Genomic DNA, 987 nt, shown 5'->3' with positions numbered 1-987 from the left:
GTTTCTGCCTGACCGACGCCGAAGTGGCCGAGCTGGCCAAGCAGGCGATGATCATCGAGAAGCACTACCAGCGTCCGATGGACATCGAGTGGGCCAAGGACGGCGACGACGGCAAGCTGTACATCGTTCAGGCCCGTCCTGAGACCGTGAAGAGCCGCGCCAGCGCCAACGTGATGGAGCGCTACCTGCTGAAAGAGAAGGGCACCGTGCTGGTCGAAGGCCGTGCCATCGGTCAGCGCATCGGCGCCGGTAAAGTCCGCGTGATCCACGACGTATCGGAAATGGACAAGGTCCAGCCGGGCGACGTGCTGGTCTCCGACATGACCGACCCGGACTGGGAACCAGTGATGAAGCGCGCCAGCGCCATCGTCACCAACCGCGGCGGCCGTACCTGCCACGCGGCGATCATCGCTCGTGAGCTGGGTATTCCTGCAGTGGTCGGTTGTGGCAACGCGACCCAGGTCCTGAAAGATGGCCAGGGCGTGACCGTTTCCTGCGCCGAAGGCGATACCGGTTTCATCTTCGAAGGCGAGTTGGGCTTCGATGTGCGTCAGAACTCCGTGGACGCCATGCCTGACCTGCCGTTCAAGATCATGATGAACGTCGGCAACCCGGACCGCGCCTTCGACTTCGCCCAGCTGCCGAACGCCGGTGTCGGCCTGGCCCGTCTGGAATTCATCATCAACCGCATGATCGGCGTGCACCCCAAGGCACTGCTGAACTACGCGGGCCTGCCGCAAGAGCTGAAAGAGAGCGTCGACAAGCGCATCGCCGGCTACAACGACCCGGTCGATTTCTACGTCGAGAAGCTGGTCGAGGGCATCAGCACCCTGGCTGCGGCGTTCTGGCCGAAGAAGGTGATCGTGCGTCTGTCGGACTTCAAGTCCAACGAATACGCCAACCTGATCGGCGGCAAGCTGTACGAGCCGGAAGAAGAGAACCCGATGCTGGGCTTCCGCGGTGCGTCGCGCTACATCAGCGAGTCGT

At 62.7% G+C, this 987-nt stretch carries 1 protein-coding gene; it reads left to right on the top strand.

Annotation, left to right across the window (positions count from 1 at the left end):
- Positions 1-987: PEP-utilizing enzyme (locus tag PSEMO_RS31240; RefSeq protein WP_256721290.1), on the top strand; the 987-nt coding region annotated here is incomplete at both ends.

This window comes from Pseudomonas putida (genome assembly GCF_001941965.1).
In the GTDB taxonomy this organism is placed as follows: domain Bacteria; phylum Pseudomonadota; class Gammaproteobacteria; order Pseudomonadales; family Pseudomonadaceae; genus Aquipseudomonas; species Aquipseudomonas putida_L.
The sequence above is the reverse complement of the archived record's forward strand: the minus strand, read 5'-3'. Positions and strand labels throughout refer to the sequence as shown.